Consider the following 25528-nt stretch of genomic DNA (forward strand, 5'->3'; position numbering starts at 1 on the left):
CACTAACGAATCGAAAGAGATTAATCTAACTTGTCCGGAATGTAAATCTAAAATGGTACTCGTTTCACACAGATTTAGACCGCCAAAGCGAGAGGATTCTAAAAAATGGGATTTAACAGAATTTTTAATTACCAACGGGTTCCGTTATCAACATATCTTAGAAAACTACCTGTATGTTCAATACCCAACAACTATGGAAGAAGCTAAAGAATTTGTATTAAAGTTTAAATCACAAGCTTATATCATTAAGGAATAACCGTTGCTATTTCAAACTCAAAACCCTTCGCTGGCCCACGCGTGCCGCGTGTACATTTGGTACTGGTGCGTCTTAATTATTTATTTACACGTGGCAAGCATGCGCCAGCGCATTAAATTGGTCGTAATTTTAACAAGACACATCAAGTAACAAAATCAAAATCATAATATTAATGGAATTCCTAAAAAAGATATTTTCAACCAAGGCAAAAGATAAAGATATACAGCTACCAGAAAGGTATCCTGAAAATTCTATTGGAGATTTTTATGTAGAGAACCAGGTTTGTATTGCTTGTGGGGCACCTGAAGCAGAAGCACCAGACCTAATAGATCATTCTAAAATCGAATATGGGCACTGCTATTTTAAGAAACAACCCGCAACTGCGGACGAATTAGATAGAGCAATTAGTGCAATGGAAGTCTCTTGTATTTCTGGTATTAGATATGGCGGTAAAGACAAAGTGATTCTTAAGAGACTTTATGATTTAGGTATGCAAACAGAATGTGATTATAAGCTGGAGGATTTAGAATAACACAAATCCAATTACTAGTTCCTTCTGGCGCAAGTCTTAGTACTTCACCTAAGCTTCTCCGACAAAGCCAGAGACCAACAAAACCTCAAGATAACTTTCCCTTTACCTTTTATTTAGCCATTGTTAACCTGCCAAGCTGAAGCGGCGCAAATCTTTAACTTACCTGATCTAGAACGATGCCCTACCCCAACCAAAGCAAGTGCAAAGCAGTGTGCAGGCAAGTACCTAGCAGGCCTGGCCGGAAGGTGGCCTAAACGTGGGGTAAAGGTGGCATGAAGGTGGACTTTTGAATAGTTTTTTGGGGTGGATTTTTAATCAGATGGGTGATTTGGGTTATCACTCTTTTTTGGTCAACCTAATGTACTAAAATTATGGTGAAGTGGCAAAAAAGAGTGAGCTGACGTGATAATATATTTAAATCAATTCCCTTAACCCTCGCGCATTAACACTTCATCTATCATTCCAAATTCTTTTGCTTCGGTGGCGCTCATCCAGTAATCGCGACTGGCTAATTCGTTGATCCGTTCATAACTTTGTTTGCTATGCTTTGCCAGAATATGGTAAAGGTCTGATTGTACTTTGAGCACCTCTTTGATCCTGATATCCATATCAATGGCCGTCCCTTCTGCCCCGCTTGAGGTTTGATGGATCATGACCCTCGAATGCTGCAATGCCGAACGTTTACCAGCAGCCCCAGCACATAACAATACCGAACCCATAGAAAGCGCAATGCCCGTACAAATGGTCGCTACATCAGGCTCGATAAACTGCATGGTATCGTAAATACCTAAACCTGCATATACCGATCCGCCTGGCGAATTGATGTACAACTGGATGTCGCTTTTGGCATCAACCGACTGCAAAAAAAGCAATTGTGCCTGTATTACATTGGCATTCCGCTCTTCAACGGCTTCGCCTAAAAAAATAATCCTGTCCATCATCAGGCGGGAGAAAACATCCATTTGTGCCACATTCAGCTGGCGTTCTTCTGTAATATAAGGCGTCATGGCAACCGGCAAGGTATAAGCAGCAGTTCTGTTCATATACTGATCTACATAGAGGCTGTTTAAGCGCTGGTGTTTTACCGCATAAAGGCGGAATTCATGGTTAATATTCATCGTATTGATTTTAAATTTTAGACATGGCGATGCCCCGCCCCAATAATGAGGCCTGGTTTATAAATTAAATTGATTGTTTATTTGCGGAACAAACGCATTACCTTTTGCCTGAAACTTTGATGCGCTTCGGTATTGAACAGTGTTTCGTGGATGTTATTGATTTCATTTTTCAGCTGTTTCCGGCCATAATCGCGCACTGCCTGGTAGGTTTTTTGCTGCCAGTACACCTGCTCTTTGAGTTCAGGCTGTAAGATCATTTTGGCTTCGAACAGGAAACTTTCGCCATCCTTCGCATCCGACAGCAGGTAATGCTCAATTAAACGGAGCTCATTCAACAATGTCTTCATATGTTAAGGATTTAGCTTTAACGGTATTTTTAACTTTTTCGAGGCATTTAAATTTCTGGGCGGTTGCAGAGCGTGCACCCGAAAAGCCAAAACGCCCGGCCAGTGTTTCCATATCGAGTTTTTCATAATAAAAAGCACTGAGCAATTGCATGCATTTCTGTCCGGCCTGCTCCAGTAAACGCAATAGTTTCCCGGAAGAAACTTCCTCATATCCGGTATCTGCCCAATCGATTTCTTCATTAAAAACAAGGCCCAGGGAATCAAGAGCAACCTGCTTATCGTTTTCCTGGTACCGTTTGATCCATAAATATCTGGCGATCCCAAATAAATAGGCTTTCTCCCGGTACTTCAGCTTCAGTCCCGGAACCTGTACTTTCTCATAATACACCACCAGTGCATCCTGAAAAATGTCTTTTGCTTCCTCAAACGATCCGCCCATCTTGCTCACATGCCTTGCAACCAAAGGAAAGGCTTCTTTGTAGAGTTTCATAAAAAGTGCTTCGCGCGGGCTGGGCTTCTCATTAATGGATGTTGCTGTCATGATTACTATGCTTTATATAGTATGTGGGTATTTTTGACCAGGTATCACCTAAAATTAGTAATTATTTTTTTGGCGGTCTGAAAAAGTACCTGCAAATTCTTCAATAGTCTTTCCAATCTTTTAGTACTTCTATCTTCCTTACGAAGTGAAGTGGATCATAATTAATGGGTATAAAAAAAGCAGATTAAGCGCTTAAATCAGCGCTCAATCTGCTTAAAATTAATGCGGGTTAGCCCGAATATTATTTAATCACTTTAATCTGGCCTTTCATCACCATAAAATGGCCCGGATAGGTACAAATAAAAGGATATACACCCGGTGTTTTAGGTACGGTGAAATAAATCGTATCTGATTTTCCGGGTTGTAGCAATGAGGTGTAAGCCAGCACCTTAGGTGTGGCAGGCACAAAGTCGTATTTTTCGCCGTCAAGGCCCATTTTCAAGGCCATTTCACCTACCGCATTGCCCGATGCTGGCATAGTGAGCACAAAATTGTGCAACATATCATCCACATTTTTAAAAGTCAACTTCACTTTAGTGCCTGCCTTTAAGGTAATGTTGGTCAAATCGAATTTTAAACCTGGTTTGGTGCCCAGTACAATGGTTTTATCAGGCCCTTTTGTCCAGTTTTCGGGTTGTTGGATTACATGTTTTGCGGCGTCGGTATTGCCTTTCACTGCACCACCGGCTGCTGGCATATTGCCCATTTGGTGGTGTTCCATTCCCTCCATATGGTGTTCGGCCGGTGCATTGCCTGTAGGTTTATTTTCAGCAGTTAATGCCAGCTTTTCGCCATCAGGGATCTTGTTTAGGGTATAATAGCCGTAATTGTGCAACAAAGGGTTCTTGTCGTTCCCGGAAAGTAATCCTTCCATTTTAATTTCGTGGATGTAACCTTCTTTTAAGCTATCCAGCACCAACCGTACCCGTTTATGATCAGGGGACACTACAATGGCTTTAATGCAGCGTGCCGATTTATTGATCACCGGACTGCCGTAAATGTGGTGATATTTATAGGTAAAAGTAGAGAGTTGATAGGCACCGGCATCCCGCGCGGTTTTTTCATCAACCGGCATGGTAAACTCCAGTTCGAAACCATCAGGCTGGGCCTTTACCGTTTGCACTTCAAATGGCACAATACCCGACCAGGTTAAACGCTGCAGCCCGTATTCGGCTTTGCCTGTAGATGACCATCCTCTTGAGGTCATCCCCACCAGCATACTGCCATCGGAGCCCCAGTTCATCCGGAGGATACCGGAAGAAAATCCACGGCGGAAAGGGAAAACCACGCCCTGGTATACCCCTTTAACTTTCTCTAAAAACACCCTGTTGATGTTACTCTGCGATTGGTCGCCTACAAAAAGCTGCCCTTTAAATGGCCCCATATTGCCATTAGCCGTATAATTCAGGATGCCGGATGTGGAGTTGCCCATAATTGAATGCGGAATCCACACCGATGGGGTTTTTAATCCCGGTACCCTTTTGGCTACTTCGAATTCGGGCTCGCCGGTATCAGGAATATCACTTTTACGCAGTTTAACCGGAGAACCTGGCTCACCTGCCCATACCAGTCCGGCAGGATTACCAACAAAATCACCTTCTTCTACGTGGGTAATGCTGCCCGAGCCTACCCAGTCGCCCTGGTTTTCGGCATAAAATATGTCACCATCGTCATTCAGTGCCATGGCTGCAGGCGAGCGGAAACCCGTTGCAAAAGGTTTTAACTTAAAATCGGGGGTAAATTTGAGCATCCAGCCATGCCATTTGGATAAACTGGCTCCATAACCGATCCAGCCTACATTAAGTGTAACCACCATGTTGCCCTCTTTATCCAACATAGGTCCATAGGCATATTCATGGTAATTGCCCGATAAGGGCCAGGAGTACATGGTGCGGTATTCGTCGGCTTCGCCATCGCCATCCAGGTCGCGCAGGCGTGTAATCTCAGCACGTTGGGTAAGGTAAAGATCTCCCTTGATGTAATTTAAGCCCAAAATTTCGTGCATACCATGCGCAAACAAACGGTATTTGGGTTGTTGTCCATCTTTCATATACGGGTTGGTAATAATCCACACCTCGCCTTTTCGGGTAGCCACAGCCAGTTCATCATTGGGTAAAAAAGTCATCCCACCAACTTCTAGTGCGATTTCTTTCGGGATGGGAACGGTTACTATCGGATAAATCTGTTTCTCTGTTTGCGCTTGTGTTTGTGCTTTTACGGTTACCAGTGCACTGCCCAGTAACAAAAGAGACAATAAATATGTTGATTTTTTCATGTCTTGATTACCAGGTTAGCGAATAGGTTAACGAATCGGAAGCATTGGCCAGCTGCACCAGCAGCTCTTTGCCACTTTGGGTTTTCCTGATAAAAGCTTTTGTGCCTTCAGCAACTGTTACCGTATAAGCTTTATTGTTTACGGTATAAGTATTGTTTTTATGTGCTTCGATAGTGGCTGCGGCGGCAATACGACAATAAAGCGGCTGCTTGCCGTTGCTGATACTGATGGTACGGCTTAATGCGCCCCCCCCATTTAAAACGCTTATTTTATCGCTTACCTCGGCACCATTAGCGGTATATAAAAATGTTGGCATTTTGCTTTTATCCAATACATAACCCTGGTTTTGGAGGTCGTCAAAAGCAATAGAATCGGGCCATGCAGCTTCCTTATCAGCCAGTACAGCGAGGGCTGGTGCTGCAGAAAGCGGTAAAACGTTGCCCAAAGGTTTGGCCAGCTGGGGTTCTCCCCTGTCGTGCCACATTTCTTTCACGTCCATAAAATCGCCACGCCACACCTCCAGCAAAGCGCCCTGTTTTAAATCGTAGGCATAGTTTACCTTTTCGGGTGTACCTACGGAGATAACGTGGGTACGTTTTTTCCCTTCAAACATCAGGAAACTTCGCAGTAAATAAGGTTTGTTCGTTGCATTGATGACATAAGGGCTGGCATTTTGGGCCCGGGAATAGGCTGCACAGCAGATCAGGAGCATGAGGCAGCACATCATTCGTTTATAGATCATAATTATTCATTTGGTTAAGGCGCAACAAAACAATCGGTTGCATAACAAATATATCATTAGCATCCCGGTTTACAAAAATTCTGGTAAAACAATTATCCATAAGAAATGTAAAATACTAATTACCAAAACATTAAAACTTAATCAAAAAAAATGCAAACGGTAGCATAAACCGACGAGGCAGTATTGGAAAGTCCTAACTGTAGGCAGGAACAATGGCCTGCCCTGGCCTTTCGGGAAAGCAAGCTCCTTAGCTAAATGATTCTTGCTATACAGGTGGCTTTAAGGGCTGAAAAACCTTCTCACCAGGGCCATTTCTGAAGGAGAACTAAAACGCTAAAACCTACTGTCAATCCTATTCATGTAATACATAAATTAAGCCCAGAAAAGACGATTTGCGATGGATTTGACAAGTTGAGCCTGTCGAAATACCATTCATGTATTACGTAAGGTCCTTCGACAGGCTCGTGATGGTACTCCTGTATTTTAGAATACCTAAATTGGAAAATCTTAATTAAAACTACTCGTAACCATTTTCAAAAATTACGGTCTGCTTTGCTTTCAGTTTTACCTCGGTAATCCCGTCTGTCCCCATTTTTATACTGCCTGGCGGTAGGTCTTTAGCAACATAAGTTTTAAAAGGAAGTTTAACGCGCAATATACCGCCTTTTTCGGCATAGATTTTTACTTTCACCGGCACCCCATTTTCTTTGGCAGCACTAACCAAAAAGGCCCCTTCTGTGCGTAAACTGTTAAAGGAAACATTGGCCCAGCTTTGTGGTACAGCGGGGAAAACCTGGATGTAACCGTTGCGGCTCTGAACCAGCAGTTCCTGCACCCCCTGGGCAAATGCAAAGTTACCTTCGAGCGTAAACGGGCGATAAGTGAAACCCGAATACTGGCCGCCTTTTTGATCGCCATTTAAATGAAAGCTGTTTGGCGAACAGAAATTTGAAGCAAAAATTTCCAATTGTTTTACGGCTTTATCTGCCTGGTAAGCCCTGGCATATAAAGAAGCCATCCAGCTAAAAGAATAACCGCACCAGGCCCTGGTACCCATTTCTTCTATTCGTTTTAATGAGTTTTCGATTATTGTTTTATCTTTTTCTTTATTCACATCGAGCAAATCGAGCGGGTAAATAGCCATGTATTGCGACATGTGACGGTGCGAACTGGTTAAATTGGCACCCGGTGCAATGGTAAAGCCCGTTTCGTTTACTTCATAATCAGGCAATTGGCCCAAAATAGTTAACCAGTGCTTACGCTCTTCTTCCTTACCATTGGCCTGGCTCACCTCGGCCGCTGCATTAAACAGAAACCTGGTAAGGGATAAATCGAAATTGGTCCATTCTAAAAACCAGGCTTTAATGCTGTTATCGTTATACTCCGGACTGGAGCTTAGCGGCAATTTGCGTACACCATCTTTTAAGCGGGTAATGTTTTCCAGGTAAGTTGCTACATCGTGAATATAAGGATAAGCCCTTGTTTTCAAGAAAGTATCGTCCATACTGTACTTCCACTGCCAGTAAAAATGCTGCGAAGCCCAGGCGCCAACGGTTGGCGAAAGCGAGTACTGGATCCACCCGCCCATCGGATCGCCGTTTAAGGTTACCACCCCTGGCACATTCAGTCCGGCTACACCAAAATACTGTTTGGTATAGCCCAGGTTGCGGTCTCTGATTTTCCAAAGCCAATCGGTAAAAGTAGCGCCCTCTGCCAGGTGGTTACCAGTGTAAGTTGGCCAGTAGCTTAATTGGGTATTCAGGTCGTTATGAAAATCGCCTTTCCAGGGAGGTAAACTTCCGTTATCAGCGGTCCAAACAGCTTGTAAAGTAATGGCAGGTGCACCTTTTCTGGCTACACTGCCCAGTTTATACATTTCAAGATAATATTGTTTCTGGATTAATGCATCAGGTACCGAAATGCTCGATTTGCTCCAGAAGTTTTTCCACCAGGCTGTATGTTCAAACCAACCTGTGGGTTCTTTGGTTGTTGCCGAAATGGGCGATAAACTTGCTGCCCGGTCGCTGCTAATGGTCCACGAGCCGATTATATTTCCATCCGGCAGCTTTTTCCATTGAACCAATACTTCATAATAATGACCTTGATAAGTAGGCTGATGATAACGGATACCATTTGCAGTATGGGTAACGGTTCCCTTTTGGTAGCCCAGTTTCTGCAAACCTTCTCCTGCGTGACTGTTGTCTCCTTTTTCAATTTGTCCATTTGCATAATTATGTACAATTAAAGCCGGTAAAGCTGCAACAGATTTAAGATTTTCAAAGCTAAAATAACCTTCTTGTTTAACCGCATGGATATAACAGTTAAAAACGGTTCCGTTATCGAATTTAACCGTATTTAAAGCGGTTTCGATATCAAGATCGTTGGCAACTACCTTACCCAGTTTAGCGAGGTCAAATTCAAGTGCCGCAGCAGGCAGCTTAGTGGGATAAGGACTACGATCATAAGGCTCATCACCTAATTTTTGCACTGCAGCATAATTATTGTTATGTACCTGCTCTTCAACCCATTTGAAATTAAATTTCGAAATATCCATGGCTTTGCGTTCATCCCATAAATCGGCACGGTCTAAAGAAAGGCGGAGTTTATTGTTTTTTTGCCAGATTAATGCACCCAGCATACCATTGCCTAAGGGCATGGCTTCGTCCCACCTATCGGCAAGTTTGGGAAAAGAAAGATTGTAAGGTTTTAACTGTTGTGCGTAGCCCGCAAAAAAAGAGCAGAGCAGCAGTAAAAAAATAGCGGTTTTGGTTTTCATTTGGTTCTTTTAGAATTGATTAGCATTTGTGTTTAATGTATCAATCCCTAAAATACAGCTATTTAATTACAATAAAATCGCCTAAAAATTACGCAAACGTTTGATGACTGATAAAAATTGTTTTTTGTGAATAAAAGATTAATGTATAATCTTAAAAACAAGTTCTTTCAGCAATTCGCCATCATCAACGTTCCCGGTGCTATCCAATCCTTTGCTTTTTAAATCGTATTCGCGCAATAAGCCAATTACCTGAAAAACCTTACCGGTATTGTAATTCCGGGCCGCTACCTCGTAATCTTTAATAAAGAATGGGGGCACGCCCAACGCTGATGCCGCGTCGGCCTTGTTCGGGATATAATGGTATTTGAGAAGTTTAGTAAAATAACCACCTAAATTGGCCAAAACCATTACGGTTGGATTGGCCTTGGGATTGCTGGCGAAATAATTGATAATTTTATTACATTTTAACACATCGCGGATGGCGAGTGCTTTCTGCAGTTCGAAAACGTTATATTCTTTACTGATGCCGATGTTTTTCTGAACCAGATCGGTATTAATGGTAACCTCTTTTGAAACGTTGAGCATTAATTTTTCGATCTCGTTGGCAATTTTGGATAAATCAGTACCCAAATATTCGGCCATTAGAGCTGATGCCTGCTGATCGATCTTATACCCTTTTTCCTTAACAAATTCTTCGATCCAGGGTACCAGCTTATAATCGCGCACCGGATCTGACTGAAAAATTAACCCGCTTTTGCTTATCGCTTTGTAAACCTTTTTACGCTTATCGAAATTGGCATACTTATAGGCAAGCACCAAAATGGTACTGGGTAAAGGTTTTTCGAAATAATTGAGCACAAATTCGCCTTCTTTAGAACTGTCTTCCTTGCCCCACTTTAAATCCTGCGCTTCTTTAACAATCACCACCTGGTAATCAGACATCATCGGATAACGCTTTGCAGCGCCTAAAACTGTAGCCATATCGGTATCTTTGCCATATAAAACAGTCTGGTTGAAACCTTTTTCGGCATCGTTTAATAACTTATCTTCGATATAATCAGTTACCTGATCGATATAATATGATTCTTCGCCGTGCAGTAAATACACAGGTTTGAATTTTCGGGCTTTAATATCTTTGATAATTTCGGCAGCAGTCATGGCTGGTAAAATTACAATTTAGGTTTAAGGATTTTGGTAAATGTTTATAAATTAAGGGGTGTGATGAGTTAGATTTGAGATGTGAGAGGTTAGACGTGAGATCTGAGACGTTAGATTTGAGATAGCAGACTTTAGCATAATCCAAAATTAACTAACTTTGATGCTGCTACACTATTAGCTGCTTACTGTCAACTGAAAACCACCAACTGATAACTGCCAACTGAGATGTTTACCCCTACCCCACTCAACCTTCCTCCGTATCCGTTTAAAATCACCAAAAAAAATGATGTGGTGTTTATTTTCGATGAGTTGAGGAAGAAACACCTGGTGCTTACACCCGAAGAGTGGGTTCGTCAGCATTTTATACAGAATCTCATTTTAGAAAAGAAATTCCCCCGCAGCCTGATTCAGATTGAAGGCGGTTTAGTGTTAAACCAGTTACAAAAACGCAGCGATATCCTGGTTTACAATACGGCCGGCGAAAAGCTGATGTTGATTGAATGTAAAGCACCAAAGGTTAAGATTACACCATCGGTTTTCGATCAGGCATCGCGGTACAATTCGATACACCAGGCCAGGTGGATGGTACTAACCAATGGTTTGCAGCATGTTTACGCCAGGATGGATGTAGAAAAAGGCCGCTTTAATTTCGTACAGGAAATACCAGAGTATTTGGAATTGTAACCTAATACTTAACAGATTTTGTCATCCTGAACGATTGAAGGATCTTTATTGAATAATTTTAGTTCTTTTCTTAGGGCTAACCTCATTTTCTGAATCACGCTATTCAACCCTCAACAGCAGCACTATTCTTGCTGTCTAAACCTGATTGACGCGGAAATCCTTTTTTTAGCCCCGGGCGCAGCCAGGCGCAAAAAAGATTGAAGCAGAAAGCAGGACGGACTTTAAAACGGGTCGAAACAATTGCTTTCCAAAAAATAAGGTTTGCTCCTCAACATCCTGGCTTTTTCATCGCACCTGATAGCTATTGGATCAGAAACAATAAAAGAGTAGAAATATTAGCTTATAGAAGACCTTAACTGTTCTTTGAACAAACTAATCATTGAAGATTCAAACAGAAATTTCGTCATCTCGACTGGAGTGCAACGGAATGGAGAGATCTAACTGAACAGAATTTCATCTATCGGTTGGTGTCTCATCAACCGAAACTTAATCCGTATCCAAAAAAATGAAAGTAGAATAATATTTTTCTTGGTCGGTGAGGCAACAACCAATAGGAAGATTCTTCAATCGTTCAGAATGACAAAAGAGAATATGATCTAAGTACTGTATTCCCTCTTCCAAACCTGTTTATTGCCGCTATAAATCGCCTCGTTACACATGGCCACGCAAATGGCTGCCTGTGTTCCGGTATTGATATTCGATGCAGGCTCCTTTTTGGTGGTGATTGATTTATAAAATTCATCCAGCGCATAATTTGTACCATCAATGGTGGCCTTCTCCAAAATAGGGATCCCGCCATCTTTATTGACCACAATTTTTGTCGCCCCGGTTACGCCATCTACAATACCCAGGTCTTTTTTGGTACTTTCTTCGGGATAAAATAAGCCGGTGTTGGTGAGTAAAGAAACCGAACCTTTGGTTCCCTTTATTTTAAACAGGTAACCATCGTGTGCATTGCCGCAGGTGGCCCCAAAATTGCCGATCATACCTTTTTTGTTATACCGCAGAATGGCCTGTATATTATCATAAGTTTCGCGGCCATCCTTAAAAACATCTATCCCTCCTGAGCCCATAATTTCATCAGGTTGCGTTTCGAAAGCCCAGTTGATAAAATCAATCTGGTGGGAGAGCAGTTCGGCAGCCAGTCCGCCAGAATACTCCTTATACATGCGCCAGTTAATTTTGCGCTCTAAAGCCGGATCCGGCACAGCCCTGCGCCAATTGCCATTACGGTCCCAGCGACAATCGATCTGGCTAACTTTACCCAAATAACCGCTTTGAACCATATCTTTCACCTTAAAATACAGCGGCGAATAACGGTATTGATACCCTACCTGAAAAACCTGGTTGGGATACTGTTTAACCAGTTTTTTAAGTTCGAGTGCCTGGGCAATGTTATAAGTCATGGTTTTTTCAACATACACATGTTTACCGGCCAGCACCGCATCTTTTGCAATGCGGAAATGCTCGCTTAAAGGTGTAGCAATAAAAACGGCATCGATACTTTTATCATCTAAAACCTTGCGGTAATCTTTTATGGGCTTTGCATCAGCAGGAACATACTTTTCGGTTTCCTTAAGCCTGAAATCGAGCAAATCGCAATAGGCTTTAATTTTATACTTTGCAGGCATTGATTTAATTACCGATAAAACACCTTTACCCCGATCGCCGCAACCAATCATAGCCACATTAATAATTTCATCAGCTACCAGATTGGCGAAACCCTCATTGCCCAAAAGTAAACCAGAACCTACTAAAGCTGATGTTTTAACAAAAGACCGACGATGCATAATATGTTAATATTTTATTTCTTAAAATGATAATCTGGAGCGCCAGGATAATGCTTCTATTAAATGGCAGTCCCGCCAATGCTGCAATCTTTTTGTTCCAGGTAGTTGCTTTATGATTGGAAATGCAACAAAAAGTATTTCCGCGTATGTCGGGGCTATTTAATTTCTTTCAGTGCGTATGGGTTTGTTTCACAGCACAAACGCCAATGATAAACCCGATTGAGCTAAATAGCCCACAGCGCAGCGAGGACTATAAGCGAAAGCGGGACTGCACGAAGCCATATTAAACTAACGCTCATTTTCGAGCAATAAACAACAGGCTTATAAAGTTTTAATTTTAATCGTCCTGAAATCTACTTTATTGCCATGATCCTGCAGCAGGATATGTCCTTTCGGTGCTTCGCCAAAGTTTTTCCAATCTTTGTATTTACTGATAGCAACCAATTTTTTAAACTCCTCAGAACCACGTGTATATTCCAGCACTTTTACGCCATTTAAGTAGTGTTCAACCTTGTTATTGGGATAAACCACCACACGGCCATTGTTCCAGCTGCCGATTGGGCGCAGAAAACGGGCTTCTTTTTTAGCAGTAATCAAATCGTATAAAGAAGCCAGGGTGCGGTTTCCATCCCTGCCTAATTTAGCATCCGGATGTAATACATCATCCAAAACCTGGTATTCCAGTCCGATGGCCGAACCGGTATTATTTTCGCTCAGGGTAACAAAGTATTTTACACCGCTGTTGGCTCCGGGAGTAAGCCTGAATTCGAACGATAAGTCAAAAGCCGCATATTCATCCCTGGTTACAATGTCGCCACCATTGGTCGATTCGGCACCGCCCGAAGGTTCTACGCTGATTATACCATCGGCAATTTTCCATCCTTTGGCAGGAAAAGCCGTTTTATAAGCGCCTATCCATCCCGCATTGCTTTTACCATCAAATAATAGTTTATACCCTTCCGATTTTTCATAGGTAGATAAGGTATTCGGTGTGAGGTTAACCGTATAAACCCCTTTAGGAAATGCTTTGGCTTTTAACCCTTCTGTTTGAATATTGATGTTCTTGAAATAAACTTTTTTACCATCATTCTCGAGGTTATTTCCAATACCATGAACCTGTAAGCCAATAAATCCGGTTTTATCTAAGGTATCGATCACATAAGCAACAGGGTTTCCATTTACCCAGGTTTTAGTTTCATTACCGATACATTCAATTCGGTAATGGTTAAACTCGTTCTTTTTATACAATGGTTTTGCTGATGGGTTAAGTTCCAGTGGATAAAGCCATAACCTTCTGGCTTCATCGTAAATTCCGCCGGTCCATGCCCGTGGTGTAGGATCTATTTCTACCTGTCTGCCAAAAACCAAACCTTTACCGTTATTTCCTTCGGGTTTAATATGGCTGCGGGTTTGTATACCCGAGTTGGTGGTTTCTCCCTCCAGTTTCACATCCAGCTCTAAAATGAAATCGCCATATTCTTTTTCGGTGATCAGGAATGAATTTGGAGTGCCCTTGGTCATCGTTCCAACAATCATTCCATCTTCGGCACGATATGGAGCAGCGCCCGCAACGGCTTTCCAACCGGTAAGCGTTTTACCGTCAAATAAAGGCTTTGCTTTTTGGGCACTGGCTGATAAAGTGATTAGCGAAAATGCCAGAATACTATATTTTTTTAAATTTAACATGATTTGATTTTTCTTGTCGTCATTGCGGGGAAGAATGACGAAGCAATCTTTTTTGTTCGCTAGATTGCTTCGCGCCTCGCCATAATGATATTTTTAATATTTAAATACTTTTCCGTTTGCGATGACTTCCTGCCTGTTTTCATCGAAAATTGCTTTTGCACCTGTACGCACCGCGGCATTGGTCATGATATTGGCGATAGAGTGCGAATAACCTGCTTCAACAGGGGCATTTGGTGTTTTACGACTACGTACACATTCCATCCAGTTACGCATATGGCCAGAGGTTAAGCCATCGCCGCCCATACTGGCTCCTGTAGCTGTTTTAATTTCGGTTTTGCTTAAATCAAATTCGGGCAGCAGATTGGCTTTTAAGCCCATGGCTGCAGCCTCTTTTTCCCTTAAACCACCTTTTGGCGATACTTTATTGGTAATCAGGTTCAGCTCACCACCGTTTGAATAATAAACCTCACCCACATCGCCCACACTGTTCTGCATCCTTGATGTAAAGGTAACCTGAAAACCATCGGTAGTATCCGGCTTACCGTAATCGAATACTGCAACCATCGTATCCCAGTTTCTGCGGCCATCTTTCCAGGTGTAAATACCTCCGTTTGCCACTACACTGCGCGGGTGTTTTAAATTGGTAAACCAATGTACCGTATCAATCTGGTGCGACATCCACTGGCCAGGCATACCGGAAGAATAGGGCCAGAACAACCTGTATTCCAGGTATTTTCTTGCATCGAAAGGCTCAACCGGCCTATTAAGCAAGAAACGTTTCCAGTCGATATCTTCTTCCTTTAATTTAGCCACTAAATCTGGTCTGCGCCACCGGCCCGGCTGGTTTACATTCCATACCAAATCTACCGCAGTGATCGGTCCGAATTTTCCATCCTGTATAAATTTTGCCGCATTAATATAATTCTCTCCGCTCCTTCTCTGCGAGCCAATTTGTACAATCTGCTTGCTTGCCTTAACCGCTTTAAATGCCGCTTTGGCATCATCCATGGTTTCGGCAAAAGGCTTTTCTACATAAGCATCACAATTGGCTTTAACCGCCTCGATGGTGTGAAGGGCGTGCTGAAAATCGGCAGTGCTGATAATCACGGCATCAAGGTCTTTTGTGGCATAAAGCTCATCGTTGTTACGGCAGGCTTTAATGTCATGACCAAATTTATTTTTTAAATGGGCAATTCCCAAATCTCTACGGTAGTTCCAAAGATCGGAAAGGCCTACAATATCGAAGTTCAGCTCCTTGTTGTGGTTCAAAAAACAAGGTAAAAGTGTTTCTCTAAAACGATCAGAAAACCCAACAACACCAACACGTACCCTGTCATTTGCACCAATGATACGGCCATAACTTTTGGCACTCATGCCCATGGTACCAGCATATGTTGCCGCTGCAAATATTGCCGATTGTTTAATAAATTCTCTTCTGGAATTTTCCATTTGGATATTAGGTTAGATTATCGGTTAACAGGTTCGCTATTAAGCAAACCATTTTAATAAAACCTAAAATATGGTTAATAAAAACAAACCTTAAATTTTAGCAAGTAATATTTTCGAAACATTATAATAAAGTAATGACTTACAACTGCATTAACCTTGAATAAACAGCCAAGTAGCCTGTATTTACAGCAATAACATATTTTAACTGAGGTCTAGGAAAACGTTTGAAATAATTTATCCTTAATCAAATAATTTTATTCGACTATTAAATAAAAAAGCCATTAGAAACTAAATTTATAATAGACTGATATACCTTGTAGGTTAGAGCTTATTTAAAATTCAATAAAAATGATTGTTATATCAGTCTGAGCCTGTCGAAGACCACTATTTTTAGTACAAAGAAAGCACTTCGACAAGCTCAGTGTGACAGAAAAAGTGCTATATGTAATAGTTGAATAAAATTTAAACAGGCTCTTATTTTTTACAGAACCCAATTATTTTTGGTTACCTGAATTACAAGCGTATCCCTGTCTAACAATTCTTTCAAAAAGTTTTCATTAAATTCACCGAACATATGGCGTTCATATTTTTTAATTAAGCCCCATCAGGTTTTAAAAACCTGATGGGGCTTTAAGATTATTACTAGCCTAAAACCGCTAAGCTTTCTTCAATAATTTTGATTTTTGCCTCAGCATCGGCTTTTTTATTGCGCTCATTAGCAACAATTTCTGGTTTCGCATTCTGCACAAAACGTTCGTTGCTTAGTTTGGAATCAACTGATTTCAGAAAACCCTGAAGATAAATTAAATCGGCATTTAAGCGTTCGCGCTCTGCCTCTAAATCAACGTTTTCGGTTAGCGGGATAAAGAATTCATCTTTACCTGCCATAAAAGCAGTTGCACCTACAATTTTATCGTTTACAATTTCAGCTTCTGATACATTGGCCAGTTTGAAAACAATGTTTAACCATTTTTCATAGTCCAGGTCAGAATTGATTTTGATACTTAAAGGCAACGCTTCTTTAGGAGGAATCTGTTTCTGGTTCCTTACATTTCTGATTTCGGCTACAACGCTTTTAATTACCTCTGCATCTTTCAATAATTGTTCATCAAAAGTTCCGCCTTTCGGGAATTCGGCCACAATGCAGCAATCCATCTCACCACGTTCAGCAAACAGATCATCGTGCCACAGTTCTTCCGTAATAAAAGGCATATTAGGGTGCAATAACTTAATGATATTTTCGAAGAAGGCAATCGTTGCCTGGTAACTTTCCGCATCAATTGGCTGTTGGTAAGCAGGCTTAACCATTTCTAAATACCAGGCACAGAAATCATCCCAAACCAACTTATAAGTGATCATTAATGCTTCAGACAGTCTGTATTGCTTAAAGTTAGCTTCAATTTCTACCAATGCCTCATTAAAGCGGTTTTCGAACCACAAAATGGCCTGGGTATTCGGATTCGCCAGCTTTTCATCAACCTCCCATCCTTTTACCAAACGGAAGGCATTCCATATTTTACTGGCAAAATTTCGCCCCTGCTCACAATAAGCCTCATCAAACATTAAATCGTTACCGGCAGGCGATGACATTAACATGCCCACACGAACGGCATCAGCACCATATTTTTCAATCAACCCAATCGGGTCAGGTGAGTTACCCAGCGATTTAGACATTTTACGCCCCAGTTTATCGCGTACAATCCCCGTTAAGTATACATTGGTAAATGGCTTTTTGCCCATAAACTCGTGCCCGGCCATAATCATACGTGCTACCCAGAAGAATAAAATTTCAGGTGCAGTAACCAGATCGTTGGTTGGATAGTAATAATTGATGTCTTTATTTTCAGGGTTTTTAAAACCATCAAAAACCGAAATCGGCCATAACCATGATGAAAACCAGGTGTCCATTACATCATCATCCTGTCTTAAAAACGGCTCCAGCTGGTGTTTGAACCCTGCTTTTTCGGCATCTGAACAACTTTCGTCCAGATGTTTTTTCTTCCAGAATTCTTCTAAGGCTTCATCTTTGGTTTTGGCAACTACCCAATTTCCTTTATCATCATACCAGGCTGGAATTCGTTGTCCCCACCATAGCTGACGGCTGATGTTCCAATCGCGAACATTCTCCATCCAATGGCGATAGGTATTTTCAAATTTATTAGGGATCAGGTTTACCTCCCCGTTCAATACATCATCCAGCGCGGGCTGTGCCATTTCTTTCATTTTTACAAACCATTGCATAGAAAGCTTTGGTTCGATAGCGGCATCGGTACGCTCAGAAAAACCAACCTGCGATTTGTAGTCTTCCACTTTATCTAAATGACCGGCTTCTTCCAACATTTTGGCAATTTTTTTACGGGCAACAAACCTGTCTTCGCCCACTAAAATAACCGCCAGTTCATTTAAAGTTCCGTCTTCGTTTAAGATATCGGTAACAGGCAAATTATGCTTAATACCCAGCTCATAATCGTTCAAATCATGTGCTGGTGTAACTTTTAAACAACCTGTTCCAAATTCGATATCTACATATTCATCTTCAATAACCGGAATTTCGTGGTTAACCAAAGGCACGAAAACCTTTTTGCCTTTTAAATGTGTAAAACGCTCATCGTTCGGGTTAATACAAATGGCGGCATCGGCCATAATGGTTTCCGGGCGCGTGGTTGCAATTGTTAAAAACTGGTCTGTTGTACCAGAAATCAGGTATTTTATATAGTATAACTTCTGATTAACCTCTTTACGGATTACCTCTTCATCAGAAACGGCGGTTTTACCGGCAGGGTCCCAGTTTACCATACGGATACCACGATAAATCCAGCCTTTTTTATACAGGTGGATAAACGAATCGATCACCGCTTCAGAAAGATCATCTTCCATGGTAAAACGGGTACGGTCCCAATCGCAGCTTGCTCCCAGTTTCTTTAATTGTTCTAAAATAATACCACCATATTTCTCTTTCCACTCCCAGGCGTATTTCAAAAACTCTTCGCGCGAAAGGTCTTTTTTATTAATGCCCTGTTCTTTTAGCATCGCCACCACCTTTGCTTCAGTGGCAATCGAGGCGTGGTCAGTTCCAGGTACCCAACATGCATTTTTGCCTTGCATACGGGCCTTACGGATCAATACGTCCTGAATGGTATTGTTGAGCATATGCCCCATGTGCAGTACTCCTGTGACGTTTGGCGGCGGAATTACGATGGTGTAAGGTTCGCGTTCATCAGGTTCTGAGTGGAAAAACTTTTTAGATAGCCAATAGCTATACCATTTATCTTCTGTTTCTGCAGGATTGTACTTGGTGGATATGCTCATGAATGTATTAAAAGTTCAAAAATAGCTAATTAAGCTGAAAGACCAAAGTGGAAAACGGAAAGACTAAAGCAGCAAAACATCATTTTAGTTTATCCGGGGATGATGTGCATTTTCGTTTTTTTTTACAAACCGCAACCGAATTCTATTTTTGGTTTAGCCATGCTTTTTGTAATTTAGTTGCACTACCGAGCCCTTGCTAAAACGCTATACCATTAACATGAGCACTAAAAATTTCAACATTGGCTATGCCATTTTACGTTTGGTTATGGCCATTGTGTTATTATCACACAGTATATTGGGCATGTTTGATGGCGGTATTAACGATTTCGGAAATTTATACCTGAATAAGATAGGTTTTGATCCTTTTGGTGTGGCCATTGCCTGGAGCGTTAAACTCTCGCATGTGCTTTGTGCAATATTGCTGATTTTTAACCGATACATCCGCCTGGCCTGTTTTGCCAGCATATTTATTTTAGTGATGGGCATTATCATGGTGCACTTTAAAGAAGGCTGGTTTGTGGTGGGTGGCGGAAGAAACGGTATGGAATATAATTTTGTACTGATTGGGATATTAATGGCAATTGTATTTCTGAACAAAGCAGGCCATCCCGAACAGGAACCTTAATTAAGGTAAATCTTCAAAAACATCATTTAAAAAGAGCTCAAAACCGGGTAAAACCGAAGAGGTGATCTGCTCACTGAGTGTAAATATTTTGGAAGGCTGAAATTTACCCGATTCATCGAGGGTATAAATGAGTATACTTTGATCGCTTTGGCTTACCACCCAGTATTCTTTTACGCCAAACTCCTCGTAAATGCGGTATTTATGCAGCAACTCCATTTTGGTGTTACCAGGCGATAAAATCTCGACCACAATATCTGGAGCCCCTATGCAACCCCGGTCATCGAGTTTACTTTTATCACAAATTACGCAGATATCCGGTTGCAAAACCGTATACACATCTTTATCGGCTTTACTCTTTTTAGGAAAACGTACATCAAAGGGAGCAGAATAAACTTTACACGGTTTACCGTTCAGAAAATTACCGAGTTTCAAGAAAACATTACCGACAACCTCCTGGTGCACCCTTGATGGTGCAGGGCTCATTTTAAAGATCTTACCTTTAATTAGCTCCACCCTTTCAGGAAAAAGCCAGTTTAAATAGTTAGCATAACTATACGTTAATGATGCATCAAGTTCATTAAACTGCCTGACAGGCTCATCATCGTTTAAAATCGGATATGGAACAGGTTCAGACATAAACGAATATACTAATTTTTATAGTAACAGGCCTTTCTGTTTTTCAACATATCTTAATACCATTAAGAAATTAAGGACATTACGTTTTAAGCAATTCCTTAACTATCTTAATTTTCTTAATGGTAAAAATATAAATGTACTAAAACTTCATCTTCTGTATCCTCACCGCATTTAAAATAGCGAGGAGTGCTACACCAACATCAGCGAAAACAGCTTCCCACATGGTTGCTATACCTCCGGCACCTAAAATTAAAACAATGGCTTTTACAGCAAAGGCCAGTACAATATTCTGGATCACCACGCTCCTTGTAGCCTTACCAATTTTAATCGCTGTAGCAATTTTTGATGGCTGGTCGGTTTGTATCACCACATCTGCAGTTTCAATCGCAGCATCGCTTCCCATGGCACCCATCGCAATTCCAATATCGCTCATGGCCAAAACAGGGGTATCATTTATACCATCGCCTACAAAAGCAACAACCCTTGCCTGATCTTTTTTAATTTCTTCCAGCCTGGCTACTTTATCTTCGGGCAGCAAATCGCCATAATAAGCGTCGATACCCAATGCTAAGGCAACTTTTTTAACAATAGCGGTCTTATCGCCGCTCAACATCACTACTTGTTTTATTCCATTTTCATGCAATTGTTTAACGGCCTCCGCAGCATCTTCTTTTGCTTCGTCGGCAATTAATACGTAACCTACATACTGTTGATCAACGGCTACCACAACAATGCTCTCCTCAATATTTTTGATTTTAGCCTCAAAACCAATGTTAAATTTTTCGAGCAGTTTAACATTACCGGCTAAAACCTCTTTACCATTTACCCATCCCTTTAACCCCATACCGGCTATCTCTTCGATGTTTTCTGCCGGATGGATTTCCTTTTCACCAGCATGCGCTACAATGGCCTTTGCAATGGGATGTGTTGATTTTGCCTCTACAGCAGTTAACAGATTCAAAAATTCCTGTTCATCTATGCTGCTTTCTACCTGTTGCACACTAAAAACACCCTTGGTTAAGGTACCTGTCTTATCCATCACCACGGTATCGAGTTTGGTAATGAGATCCAGAAAATTAGAACCTTTAAACAGGATTCCATTTGCCGAGGCAGCACCAATTCCGCCAAAATAACCCAATGGAATAGAAATTACCAGTGCGCAGGGGCAGGATATTACCAGGAAAACCAGTGAACGGTATAACCAGGTCTGAAAATGGTAGTCATTACCTAAAACCAAAATCGGAACAGTAACCAGTGCTAATGCCAGAAAGAAAACAATAGGTGTATATATTTTCGCAAACTTGCGGATAAAAAGTTCGGTTTTGGCTTTGCGGGTAGTGGCATTTTGAACCATTTCCAATATACGCGACAGGGCACTATCAGCAAAAGCCTTGGTTACTTTTACTTCAATTACCTTATCCAAATTGAGCATTCCGGCTAAAATAAGCTCGCCTTTAGTCAGGGTACGGGGTTTACTTTCACCCGTCAAAGCTGCAGTATTAAAGCTGCTTTTATCGCTGATCAGTTCGCCGTCTAAAGGGATTTTTTCTCCTGCTTTAACCTGAATGGTTTCGCCGATTTCAACACTTTCCGGGTTAACGGTCTCATATTTCCCATTACGGAGTACATGGGCCACATCGGCACGTACATCAAGCAGGGCTTTGATGTTCCGTTTTGCCCGGTTTACGGCTGCCATCTGAAACAGCTCACCAATGGTATAAAAAAGCATTACCGTTACGCCTTCGGGGTATTGTTCAATTGCAAAAGCGCCAATGGTGGCGACAGACATTAGCGAAAACTCTGTAAAAAAATCTTTTGCCTTAAAGGTTTCCCAAACTTCTTTTAAAACCGGAATGCCTACCGGCAAATACGCTACAATGTACCAATATGGCCTGATGATCTGAAATGCCGGAACGTTAAAAAGATTATCAAAGGCAATCCCGATCAGCAGCATTGCCAAGGTAACAATGGCAGGCAGGTATGTTTTAAAGGATGATGGATCACCACCGTGATCGTGGTCATGATCATCGCCATCCTCGTGCGAATGCCCGTGATCATGATGATGTTTTTGTGCAGAATGCGCTTTACTATTGCAACAGCTATCTTCGTTATCGTGCGAGTGACTCATTATATATCGTATGCTAAAACATGGCTTATCCATTATTTACAAATCCAGCAGATTTTGCATCATCGGGTTTCGGATAAGCATGTTCAAATTTATAGAAAATTAAACAGTTTATCCCGAATCATTCTTAATAGCAATAATTTTTACAAGCGCACAATAAAATTTGTTAAAAAATGTTAATACTGTATAAAAGATTTAAAAATCATGAAATCTATAAAAATTCCATTTTCGGCATCTGAATTGATGAGACGGCTCGGCTTAGCAAAAATCTACTACTGGTTTAACAAGTAATATTCTTAATATATTACTTTAGTATTGATTTGTATTTCATAAATTTCGCAGTACAATACTAACTTATTAAGCGAATGAAATACCAAAATTTGAAAAGATATTTTGCGGCACTGGGTATAGTCGCTGCTGGCTTTTCTGCAAATGCACAAACAAAAAAGTTTATCGATCCTGCAAATATGGATTTATCCGTTAAGCCAGGTGATGATTTCTATACCTACGCGAGTGGTACGTGGGTAAAAAATAATCCTGTTCCTGCCAAAGAAACACGTTGGGGTTCATTTAATGAGCTTCGCGATTTCAATATCAATGCAGTAAAATCTTTGGTTGAAGAAGCCGCTGCAGACAAATCTGCGCCTGCCGGTTCCGTAAAACGCAGGGTAGGCGATTTTTACACGGCTGCAATGGATAGTGCAACCATCGAAAAATTAGGTTATACGCCAATAAAGGCTGATCTGGCCAAAATAAAACTGATTAAAGATATTCCGGGTGTTTTAGATCAGCTGGCTTATATGAGAACCAATGGTTTAGGCGGGGGAATGTTTGGTTTGAGTGTTGGCCAGGACCGCAAAAACGTAAATAAATACATGGTTAACATTGGTCAGGGCGGTACAACCCTACCCGATCGTGATTATTACCTGAAAGATGACGCCCGTAGCATTAAAATCCGCGAGGCATATAATACCTATATGGTTACCTTGTTTACCTTAACGGGAAGTTCTCCTGAAGAAGCCAAACAAAAAGCAGCAACCGTTTACAAAATCGAAAAACAGTTTGCAGAAGCGCAGATGAGCCGTTTAGAAATGCGCGATCCTTACGCTACTTACAACAAACTTACCGTTGCTGAACTAAACAAAAAAACACCGGATATTAACTGGACCACCTATCTACCTAAATTCAAAATCAAAAACCAGGATACGGTTTTGGTTTCTTCGCCTAAATTTATGGCGAGTTTAGACGGCATGCTGAAATCAGTTCCGGTTGAAGATTGGAAAACTTATCTAGAATGGAATGTTTTAAAAGGTTCTGCATCAAATTTAAGCTCTCCTTTTGTTAAGGCAAGTTTTGCCTTTACACAGGCACAAACCGGCCAAAAGGTACAAACTCCACGCTGGCAGCGCATGTCATCATTAACTGATGGCACCATTGGCGAATTACTTGGTCAGCTTTACGTGGCCAAATATTTCAAACCCGAGGCTAAAGAACGCATGAACCAGATGATTGTGAACCTGCGTAAGGCTTTCGAAATCAGGATTAACGGTTTAGAGTGGATGAGTCCTGAAACCAAGCAAAAAGCACTGGCAAAATTACATGCATTTACACCGAAAGTGGGTTATCCTGAAAAATGGAAAAATTATGATGGTTTAGTCATTAATAAAGGCACTTATTTCCAAAACTTACGTAATGCAAGTGTTTGGAGTTATAATGAAATGGTTGATCAGTTGGGCAAACCCGTTGACCGTAAACGTTTTGGCATGACACCTCCAACTGTTAATGCATATTACAGCCCAACCTTGAATGAAATTGTTTTCCCTGCCGGAATTTTACAATTCCCTTTCTTCGACCCAAATGCCGACGATGCCGTTAATTATGGTGGTATTGGTGCCGTAATCGGCCACGAAATGAGCCATGGTTTTGACGATAGCGGAAGCCAGTATGATGCTGCCGGTAACTTAAAAAACTGGTGGACAGCTGAAGACAAAGCCAAATTTGACGCTAAAACCAAAGCTTTGGGCGAGCAGTTTGATGCTTATACCGTACTGGATACCATTCATGTGATCGGAAAATTGACGATGGGCGAAAACATCGGCGATTTAGGCGGTTTAAATGCCGCTTATACTGCTTTCAAAATGACTAAACAAGGTCAGAGCAATGAAAAAATTGATGGTTTTACACCTGATCAGCGTTTCTTCTTAGCCTGGGCACAGGTTTGGAGAGGTAATATTTTACCAGAAAGCGCTGCACAATTGATTAAAACCGATCCACACTCTCCGGGTCCGTACCGTACCATTGGTGCACCTGTAAATATGGATGCATGGTACAAAGCTTTTGATGTTAAGCCTGGCGATAAATTATATAAAAAACCAGAAGACAGAATTAGAATGTGGTAGTTTTGAGGTGGAAGGCCTGAAGGTGAAGGTTTTAAGGCTTTTACACTCGATAGTTTCAAATCAATTATTTATTACCACCCTTATATGACAAGCGTCCCGATCATTTTCGGGACGTTTTTTTTAGGCGTGGCGTAGGATGTTACCATCTGACACCAGCCGAATTATCAATTCAATTCCCGGGCCCTGGTTCGTGTACCCACGAACCAACATTTAAACCAATTAAAAATTAATCTAACTCCTTTCTGCAATTCTTAATTATCATTCTATCTTTGAAAAAAACATTAGTAATCCTGTCAATGAAAAACCCAACCACCTTCCTCCTTATCTTAGGTTTAACTTTATTCTCCTTAACAGGTTTTTCTCAGGAAAATAAATTGATCAGTATTGAGAAATTAATTAATAAAACTGATCCTGCCTGGCCATTGGTAAAGAAATGGATCGACTCTGCCAAAAACAAGGTTGAAGTATTGCCGGTAGATTCGGCTAAGGCAAAAGAGGTCCTGTATCATACACAAACGACCACTTATGCTACATTAGGGTCAGTAATTTATAATACAGGGGGTATTTTGGTTGATAATGGCTGGATCAGGATTTTAGGTTCGGGTAGCGAAAAACTGAACCGTAATGTTGCAGAATGGAACAAAGGAAAAACGCTTGAAGAATACGGCGATAATTTACCTTACCTTTTAATTGCCGATGATGCTGTTGGTGGTTTCTTTGCCATTAATTATGGCGGTTTGGGCAAAGACATCAAAAACGTGTATTATCTTGAACCGAACAGCTTAACCTGGCAACCATTGGGCGCAGGTTATGGCGAATTTCTTATTTTCTGTTTCGACAGCGACCTTTCTAAATTTTACAAAGGCCTGCGCTGGAGTTCATGGGATAAGTTTATCGGTAATTTAGATGGAAATAAAACTTATAGTTTCCGCCCCTATTTGTGGCAGGAAGGTACCGATATTGAAAAATGTACCCGAAAACTGGTTGGCATTGAAGAAATGTACAAATTCAACATCATGAAATCGAAGGAGTTGAAAAATGAACAAGAGGTAAAAAAGGATGAACCCAAACAATAATCCC

General features: G+C 41.2%; 18 protein-coding genes. 5 read left to right on the plus strand and 13 right to left on the minus strand.

Annotated elements, in window-relative coordinates:
- Positions 1 to 428 precede the first annotated feature (428 nt).
- Complete coding sequence (locus ACFSR6_RS14650; protein ID WP_379080120.1) at positions 429 to 788, plus strand: ferredoxin; 360 nt, start codon at positions 429 to 431, stop codon at positions 786 to 788.
- A gap of 428 nt (positions 789 to 1216) precedes the next feature.
- On the opposite strand, the gene ACFSR6_RS14655 is transcribed toward ACFSR6_RS14650, so the two are convergent.
- The 7 genes from ACFSR6_RS14655 to holA all read right to left on the minus strand — a co-directional run bounded on the left by ACFSR6_RS14655 (position 1217) and on the right by holA (position 9745).
- Positions 1217 to 1906 (minus strand): ATP-dependent Clp protease proteolytic subunit, encoded by a 690-nt coding sequence (locus ACFSR6_RS14655; protein ID WP_379080122.1) that lies wholly within the window; start codon positions 1904 to 1906, stop codon positions 1217 to 1219.
- A gap of 77 nt (positions 1907 to 1983) precedes the next feature.
- Positions 1984 to 2253: a hypothetical protein gene (locus tag ACFSR6_RS14660; RefSeq protein ID WP_379080124.1), complete on the minus strand. Its 270-nt coding sequence runs from the start codon at positions 2251 to 2253 to the stop codon at positions 1984 to 1986.
- Positions 2234 to 2794 (minus strand): RNA polymerase sigma factor, encoded by a 561-nt coding sequence (locus tag ACFSR6_RS14665; RefSeq protein WP_379080126.1) that lies wholly within the window; start codon positions 2792 to 2794, stop codon positions 2234 to 2236. Before ACFSR6_RS14665 ends, ACFSR6_RS14660 begins: the two co-directional genes overlap by 20 nt.
- A 241-nt stretch (positions 2795 to 3035) precedes the next feature.
- Positions 3036 to 5069, minus strand: coding sequence for a plastocyanin/azurin family copper-binding protein (locus ACFSR6_RS14670; RefSeq protein WP_379080128.1), 2034 nt, complete (start codon positions 5067 to 5069; stop codon positions 3036 to 3038).
- A 7-nt stretch (positions 5070 to 5076) separates the two neighbouring features.
- Complete coding sequence (locus tag ACFSR6_RS14675; protein WP_379080130.1) at positions 5077 to 5811, minus strand: hypothetical protein; 735 nt, start codon at positions 5809 to 5811, stop codon at positions 5077 to 5079.
- A 517-nt stretch (positions 5812 to 6328) separates the two neighbouring features.
- Positions 6329 to 8587 carry a glycosyl hydrolase family 95 catalytic domain-containing protein gene (locus ACFSR6_RS14680; RefSeq protein ID WP_379080132.1) on the minus strand — a complete coding sequence of 753 codons (2259 nt, stop codon included), beginning with the start codon at positions 8585 to 8587 and terminating at the stop codon, positions 6329 to 6331.
- Between the two features lie 138 nt (positions 8588 to 8725).
- Positions 8726 to 9745 (minus strand): DNA polymerase III subunit delta, encoded by a 1020-nt coding sequence (holA, locus tag ACFSR6_RS14685; protein ID WP_379080134.1) that lies wholly within the window; start codon positions 9743 to 9745, stop codon positions 8726 to 8728.
- 225 nt (positions 9746 to 9970) lie between these two features.
- On the opposite strand from holA, the gene ACFSR6_RS14690 reads away from it, so the two are divergent.
- Positions 9971 to 10429, plus strand: coding sequence for a type I restriction enzyme HsdR N-terminal domain-containing protein (locus ACFSR6_RS14690; RefSeq protein WP_379080136.1), 459 nt, complete (start codon positions 9971 to 9973; stop codon positions 10427 to 10429).
- 596 nt (positions 10430 to 11025) lie between these two features.
- Here ACFSR6_RS14690 and ACFSR6_RS14695 read toward each other — a convergent pair.
- The 4 genes from ACFSR6_RS14695 to ACFSR6_RS14710 form a co-directional block, all read right to left on the minus strand.
- Entirely contained in the window at positions 11026 to 12219 is a 1194-nt protein-coding gene (locus tag ACFSR6_RS14695; RefSeq protein ID WP_379080138.1) for a Gfo/Idh/MocA family protein, read from the minus strand.
- Between the two features lie 321 nt (positions 12220 to 12540).
- On the minus strand, positions 12541 to 13905 hold the full coding sequence (locus tag ACFSR6_RS14700; protein ID WP_379080140.1) for a 3-keto-disaccharide hydrolase: 1365 nt from the start codon (positions 13903 to 13905) through the stop codon (positions 12541 to 12543).
- 93 nt (positions 13906 to 13998) lie between these two features.
- On the minus strand, positions 13999 to 15354 hold the full coding sequence (locus ACFSR6_RS14705) for a Gfo/Idh/MocA family protein (protein ID WP_379080142.1): 1356 nt from the start codon (positions 15352 to 15354) through the stop codon (positions 13999 to 14001).
- A gap of 642 nt (positions 15355 to 15996) precedes the next feature.
- The gene (locus ACFSR6_RS14710; protein WP_379080144.1) at positions 15997 to 18663 is read right to left on the minus strand and encodes a valine--tRNA ligase; all 2667 of its coding nucleotides are present in this window, start codon (positions 18661 to 18663) and stop codon (positions 15997 to 15999) included.
- A 217-nt stretch (positions 18664 to 18880) separates the two neighbouring features.
- Between ACFSR6_RS14710 and ACFSR6_RS14715 the strand changes: the two genes are divergently transcribed.
- Positions 18881 to 19288, plus strand: coding sequence for a DoxX family protein (locus ACFSR6_RS14715; protein ID WP_379080146.1), 408 nt, complete (start codon positions 18881 to 18883; stop codon positions 19286 to 19288).
- On the opposite strand, the gene ACFSR6_RS14720 is transcribed toward ACFSR6_RS14715, so the two are convergent.
- Complete coding sequence (locus ACFSR6_RS14720) at positions 19289 to 19924, minus strand: Uma2 family endonuclease (RefSeq protein ID WP_379080148.1); 636 nt, start codon at positions 19922 to 19924, stop codon at positions 19289 to 19291.
- A 139-nt stretch (positions 19925 to 20063) separates the two neighbouring features.
- Entirely contained in the window at positions 20064 to 22052 is a 1989-nt protein-coding gene (locus ACFSR6_RS14725) for a heavy metal translocating P-type ATPase (RefSeq protein WP_379080150.1), read from the minus strand.
- Between the two features lie 362 nt (positions 22053 to 22414).
- Here ACFSR6_RS14725 and ACFSR6_RS14730 point away from each other — a divergent pair, with 362 nt between their 5' ends.
- Together ACFSR6_RS14730 and ACFSR6_RS14735 are read left to right on the plus strand one after the other, a co-directional pair.
- Positions 22415 to 24448, plus strand: coding sequence for a M13 family metallopeptidase (locus ACFSR6_RS14730; protein ID WP_379080152.1), 2034 nt, complete (start codon positions 22415 to 22417; stop codon positions 24446 to 24448).
- 269 nt (positions 24449 to 24717) lie between these two features.
- Positions 24718 to 25524 (plus strand): DUF2625 domain-containing protein, encoded by an 807-nt coding sequence (locus tag ACFSR6_RS14735; protein ID WP_379080153.1) that lies wholly within the window; start codon positions 24718 to 24720, stop codon positions 25522 to 25524.
- Positions 25525 to 25528: the final 4 nt, after the last annotated feature.

The sequence above is a fragment of the Pedobacter vanadiisoli genome (assembly GCF_042684385.1).
GTDB classification, from domain to species: Bacteria; Bacteroidota; Bacteroidia; order Sphingobacteriales; family Sphingobacteriaceae; genus Pedobacter; species Pedobacter vanadiisoli.

What these genes read in the sequence shown, in the direction of transcription:
- ACFSR6_RS14670 (WP_379080128.1), bottom strand. Translation starts at nt 5,069, where the DNA reads ATGAAAAAATCAACATATTTATTGTCTCTTTTGTTACTGGGCAGTGCA.
- ACFSR6_RS14690 (WP_379080136.1), top strand. Translation starts at nt 9,971, where the DNA reads ATGTTTACCCCTACCCCACTCAACCTTCCTCCGTATCCGTTTAAAATC.
- ACFSR6_RS14665 (WP_379080126.1), bottom strand. Translation starts at nt 2,794, where the DNA reads ATGACAGCAACATCCATTAATGAGAAGCCCAGCCCGCGCGAAGCACTT.
- ACFSR6_RS14705 (WP_379080142.1), bottom strand. Translation starts at nt 15,354, where the DNA reads ATGGAAAATTCCAGAAGAGAATTTATTAAACAATCGGCAATATTTGCA.
- ACFSR6_RS14730 (WP_379080152.1), top strand. Translation starts at nt 22,415, where the DNA reads ATGAAATACCAAAATTTGAAAAGATATTTTGCGGCACTGGGTATAGTC.
- ACFSR6_RS14650 (WP_379080120.1), top strand. Translation starts at nt 429, where the DNA reads ATGGAATTCCTAAAAAAGATATTTTCAACCAAGGCAAAAGATAAAGAT.
- ACFSR6_RS14660 (WP_379080124.1), bottom strand. Translation starts at nt 2,253, where the DNA reads ATGAAGACATTGTTGAATGAGCTCCGTTTAATTGAGCATTACCTGCTG.
- ACFSR6_RS14680 (WP_379080132.1), bottom strand. Translation starts at nt 8,587, where the DNA reads ATGAAAACCAAAACCGCTATTTTTTTACTGCTGCTCTGCTCTTTTTTT.
- ACFSR6_RS14725 (WP_379080150.1), bottom strand. Translation starts at nt 22,052, where the DNA reads ATGAGTCACTCGCACGATAACGAAGATAGCTGTTGCAATAGTAAAGCG.
- ACFSR6_RS14675 (WP_379080130.1), bottom strand. Translation starts at nt 5,811, where the DNA reads ATGATCTATAAACGAATGATGTGCTGCCTCATGCTCCTGATCTGCTGT.
- ACFSR6_RS14710 (WP_379080144.1), bottom strand. Translation starts at nt 18,663, where the DNA reads ATGAGCATATCCACCAAGTACAATCCTGCAGAAACAGAAGATAAATGG.
- ACFSR6_RS14700 (WP_379080140.1), bottom strand. Translation starts at nt 13,905, where the DNA reads ATGTTAAATTTAAAAAAATATAGTATTCTGGCATTTTCGCTAATCACT.
- ACFSR6_RS14695 (WP_379080138.1), bottom strand. Translation starts at nt 12,219, where the DNA reads ATGCATCGTCGGTCTTTTGTTAAAACATCAGCTTTAGTAGGTTCTGGT.
- ACFSR6_RS14720 (WP_379080148.1), bottom strand. Translation starts at nt 19,924, where the DNA reads ATGTCTGAACCTGTTCCATATCCGATTTTAAACGATGATGAGCCTGTC.
- holA (WP_379080134.1), bottom strand. Translation starts at nt 9,745, where the DNA reads ATGACTGCTGCCGAAATTATCAAAGATATTAAAGCCCGAAAATTCAAA.
- ACFSR6_RS14715 (WP_379080146.1), top strand. Translation starts at nt 18,881, where the DNA reads ATGAGCACTAAAAATTTCAACATTGGCTATGCCATTTTACGTTTGGTT.
- ACFSR6_RS14655 (WP_379080122.1), bottom strand. Translation starts at nt 1,906, where the DNA reads ATGAATATTAACCATGAATTCCGCCTTTATGCGGTAAAACACCAGCGC.